Below are 4,001 nucleotides of genomic sequence, written 5' to 3' on the forward strand. Positions count from 1 at the left end.
AGGTGGCGGTGCCGGGGGACCTGTTCCGGAAAATCCTGAGCCTGTTTGATGATCTGCGACCTAATACCCGCCTGCGCCCGGGCAAAATTTTTTCCCGAGACTGTCAGTTCTGACAGTTCCAACCACGATCTGATTCGGACAATAATCCAAACTCCTTGGAATCGGGCGATCGGATGACTACGGAAGGTATGCAGCTCCCTTGGTGGTGGACCAATGGTACGATTTCCACGAATTTGTATGTCAGTTGGGGAATGTCGGTTGAAGCCGAAGACGCGACGTCGCATCGCTTGTCCCCGCTTGCCCACAGGCTTATGCCATCTTTGATCTGCTACTCGAAACTGGGTATTTAGGTATGCTCATCTGGCCAGCTCCCACGAAATCTCAGAAGGGCATTCATTGGATAACCTTCCCATTGCCGAGGATGCTCCCCTTCGCATCCATTCTCCTCGCCGTACTGGTTCTCCTTGGCCTCACCGCACATGCAAAAGCCGATTTTGTGGAAGGGTGGCGCGCCTATCAGAGAGGTGAATATGCGATTGCGCTACAACTCTGGACAGAGCTGGCAGAGGACGGTGATCCTGTAGCGCAATACAACGTTGGAGTCATGTATGACGAGGGTGCCGGGGTCGACAGGGATGACGCCAAGGTTATCGCCTGGTGGAACAAGGCCGCCACTCAGGGCCATCAAATGGCACAGCATAACTTGGCACTGCTTTATATCGAGCGCGGAAGCCAGGAAGATTTTGGCAGAGCTGCAAACTGGCTAAAACGAGCCGCGGAAAACGGTTTCGTTCTATCTCAATACAGTCTTGCCAAGCAATTCGCCGCTGGGCTTGGAGTAGAAAAGGACAATGCGCGTGCCCTTACCTTATTCCTGAAGGCCGGAAATTCTGGGTTCGTGAAGGCGCAATACAACCTCGGAAAAATTTACCGTGACGGTATTGGAGTTGAGGTGAACCAAGAAGTTTCGGTGGCGTGGTTCAGGAAAGCGGCCCTTCAGGGTTACGCCAAAGCGCAGGAAAAAATTGCATCACGTCTCGCCAGCGGCGTCGGTGTGAAAAGCGATGTCATCGAGGCCCTCAAATGGTCAATCTTGGCCATCCGACAAGGTCGCACGACGGCGCAAAAAATCTTTGACGATCTTCGCAAAAACATGAACGCCAAACAGGTCGCCGAGGCGGAAAAACGCGCTCGAATATTTCGGCCACTTGTTGAAATTTACCAATGATATGAGCCTCGGCAAAGAACCTGCATTGGGCAGATTTGACAAATAGGAAAGGTAGATATGGCTGAATTAGAGACCAATGAGGGCGCGGCCGGGGTCACGGACACGGTCCCAGCCGACATTTTGGAGCAGATGTTTCGACTTGTGGATGATGGTGGCCCTGTCCTTTACGTGTTGCTTGTCATATCTGTTTTGGCGCTGACGTTGATGTTCGCAAAGCTCATCCAGTTCTGGATGCTTAGAGTGCATGCGCGAGGATTTATCAGTCCGGCCCTCCATGCCTGGCGTGACGGCCGGAACAGAGAAGCCCTGAGTATCCTTCGCGGTCAACGCAACCCCGTCGCCCGCGTTCTTGAGGTTGCTCTACGGGGATCGGCGGACGATGAACGTGGCGAGCTATTGATTAGGGAGGAGATCACCCGCGTTGCAAGTCTCCAACTAGACAATCTTCGGGGCGGCCTCAGGTCGCTTGCATTGGTTGCCACGATATGCCCCTTGATCGGCTTGCTGGGCACGGTTCTTGGGATGATCAACGCCTTCCGAGCGCTTCAAGAGGCCGGCAACAAAGTTGATCCCTCGATATTGTCCGGTGGAATATGGGTTGCGCTGCTAACCACGGCTGCCGGGTTGATTGTCGCAATACCGGCAGCCGTTGCACACAACTGGATGGAAGGTGTTGTCTATCATACCCAACGTGCGATGGAAGATGCCGTGACCCGAATATTCACCGCACAAATCACGCCATCTTCAGATGGCCTCCAGCGGGCCGAGTTGAGCACCGATGGTGTTCAACCCGCAGAGTGATTAGTGATGCAGTTTGGCCAGCAACGATCGACGGCGCGTTTGATTTCTCTGACGCCACTTATCGATGTGGTGTTCATATTGCTCATCTTCTTCATGCTAGCGTCGAGTTTTCTCGACTGGCGCTCTGTGGATCTCTCCGTTACCAGTGGCATGGGTACAGCCGAGTCCGCTGATCAAGCAATTCTGATTGACTTGCGAGCTGACGGTTCCATGACCGTTGGATCTAGCCCCGTCACGATACGCGCTCTCCCATCGGTCCTGAAAACAAAGTTGGCGGGAAATCCTGAGCAACGGGTCGTGATTCGCTCCGAACCCGGAGTGCCGCTTCAACGCGCTATCGACGCATTGGACCTCATTCGCGCGACCGGTGCGATCAACGTTTCACTCACGCGGACTCGCTGATCCATGCAATTGCCGCTCGGTCAAATGGAAGAAGAAGCGGATAACGTCTTACCGCTGATCAACGTCGTGTTCCTTTTACTGATTTTCTTTATCATGACCGGCGCATTAACTTCTGTCGATTTCTTCAATGTCGATCCGCCGAGCTCTTCCAGCGAACTTCCAGGTGCATTGGACGAGTCTGTCATCCTGGTCAGTGCCGATGGTAGGCTCGCGATTGACAACCAGGAGGTGGACGAGGTCGATCTGCAACTTGCGGTCTCGGACAAACTGGCCATGGGGGCGGGGCGTACATTTCGCATCAAGGCAGATGGCCGGGTAGATGCGTCACGTGTTGTCGAGGTGATGGAGTTGATTGAGGCTGTCGGTGTGAGGCGCGTCATGCTCCTCACACTGGAGACTGCGAATTGATTTTTCGGCGCCAGCAGCATTGGATGCTCGCCTTCTTGCTGGCGCTGATGGCTCATTCTGCCGTGTTCCTGTATTCGATCAGCCTACCGGGCGGCGAGCCGGTTTATCGCGGCGGTGGCAGATTCGATGATGGCTCCAAACCAACGCCGAATGCTAACGGCATATTCGTGCAGCTTGGAAATTCGGGAGAGAGCTACGGCGAGGTTTTCGACCAGGCTGCCCTGGAGGAGAAGGCTCCGCTGCAGTCGACCCGCGAATCTCTAGCCCAGGGGTTTGTGGCGAGCACCGGCCTTCCAGGTTCAGAAGCAGAGGAAGCGGAACCCACCGACCCCCCCGAGCTAACCAGTATACGCGTCTTGGAGAAGCCTAAGAGGACACCAGCGGACGAAGTAGGCCCAGCAACCAAAGAAACTATAGAAGCCGAAAAGCCGGAATCAGAATACGCCTCCGTACCAACTCCAAACCTCAAGCCGAAGCCACCCATACCATTACCGGAAATAGAAACTTTGGAACGCCGGCTTTCGGTGCAGGGGCCCCCAGAGGAGGAACCAGCCAAGACCTCCAGCACTAATGTTGGGCGCCAAGGCACAATGGCCGATGCAGAGAGTTCAACACAAAATACAGCATACGAAAGCAGCTTCGCCTTCGACACCCAAGGAGCACGAGATGGCACGGCATCCAGTAACCTGACTGGTGAAGTTCGCAAATATAACTACTACGATCAGGTCGTGCTCTATATTAAGCGATATGGAGCTTATCCGCGTGAGGCGGCGCCGTTCCTACTTGAAGACACAGTGGTGTTCAAATTTGCCATAAACCGGCAGGGCAAAGTTCTCTATTCTCATCTGGTCAAGCCTTCGACAACCCTCCTATTCAACCAGGCAATCAGGCGGATGATGAAACGCGCCTCGCCGGTCCCGCCAATACCACCCGAGATCACCAAAGATGAATTAACTTTCACCGTCCAAGTGCATTTCAGTCCGCGCCAACGACAATAGCAGCCCGCGGCTGTCTTCAATTCTCGAGTTCGTGCGAGCCGTACAGAAGGCCAACGGTGTGTTCTAATTTCTTACCGTCGTGCCGAACTGCTTGGGAAGGTCCGTGCCATGCTCAACGGCGGGTGCAATTGAGTGCCCCCACAAGAGGCAACGATCCCCATTTT

At 54.3% G+C, this 4,001-nt stretch carries 5 protein-coding genes; all 5 read left to right on the plus strand.

All coding sequences use genetic code 11. The features are described from left to right. The first annotated feature begins 421 nt into the window (after nt 1-421). Genes O6944_05520 through O6944_05540 form a run of 5 tightly spaced genes read left to right on the plus strand, consistent with a single transcriptional unit; the run spans nt 422 to nt 3,837 of the window. The gene (locus O6944_05520; GenBank protein MCZ6718595.1) at nt 422-1,228 is read left to right on the plus strand and encodes a tetratricopeptide repeat protein; all 807 of its coding nucleotides are present in this window, start codon (nt 422-424) and stop codon (nt 1,226-1,228) included. A 57-nt stretch (nt 1,229-1,285) separates the two neighbouring features. After that, the gene (locus O6944_05525) at nt 1,286-2,029 is read left to right on the plus strand and encodes a MotA/TolQ/ExbB proton channel family protein (GenBank protein MCZ6718596.1); all 744 of its coding nucleotides are present in this window, start codon (nt 1,286-1,288) and stop codon (nt 2,027-2,029) included. A 6-nt stretch (nt 2,030-2,035) separates the two neighbouring features. Then, the gene (locus O6944_05530) at nt 2,036-2,431 is read left to right on the plus strand and encodes a biopolymer transporter ExbD (protein MCZ6718597.1); all 396 of its coding nucleotides are present in this window, start codon (nt 2,036-2,038) and stop codon (nt 2,429-2,431) included. 3 nt (nt 2,432-2,434) lie between these two features. Then, nucleotides 2,435-2,839 (plus strand): biopolymer transporter ExbD, encoded by a 405-nt coding sequence (locus tag O6944_05535; GenBank protein ID MCZ6718598.1) that lies wholly within the window; start codon nt 2,435-2,437, stop codon nt 2,837-2,839. A 23-nt stretch (nt 2,840-2,862) separates the two neighbouring features. After that, nucleotides 2,863-3,837: a TonB family protein gene (locus O6944_05540; GenBank protein ID MCZ6718599.1), complete on the plus strand. Its 975-nt coding sequence runs from the start codon at nt 2,863-2,865 to the stop codon at nt 3,835-3,837. Nucleotides 3,838-4,001: the final 164 nt, after the last annotated feature.

The organism is Gammaproteobacteria bacterium, assembly GCA_027296625.1.
Classification (GTDB): domain Bacteria; phylum Pseudomonadota; class Gammaproteobacteria; order JAKEHO01; family JAKEHO01; genus JAKEHO01.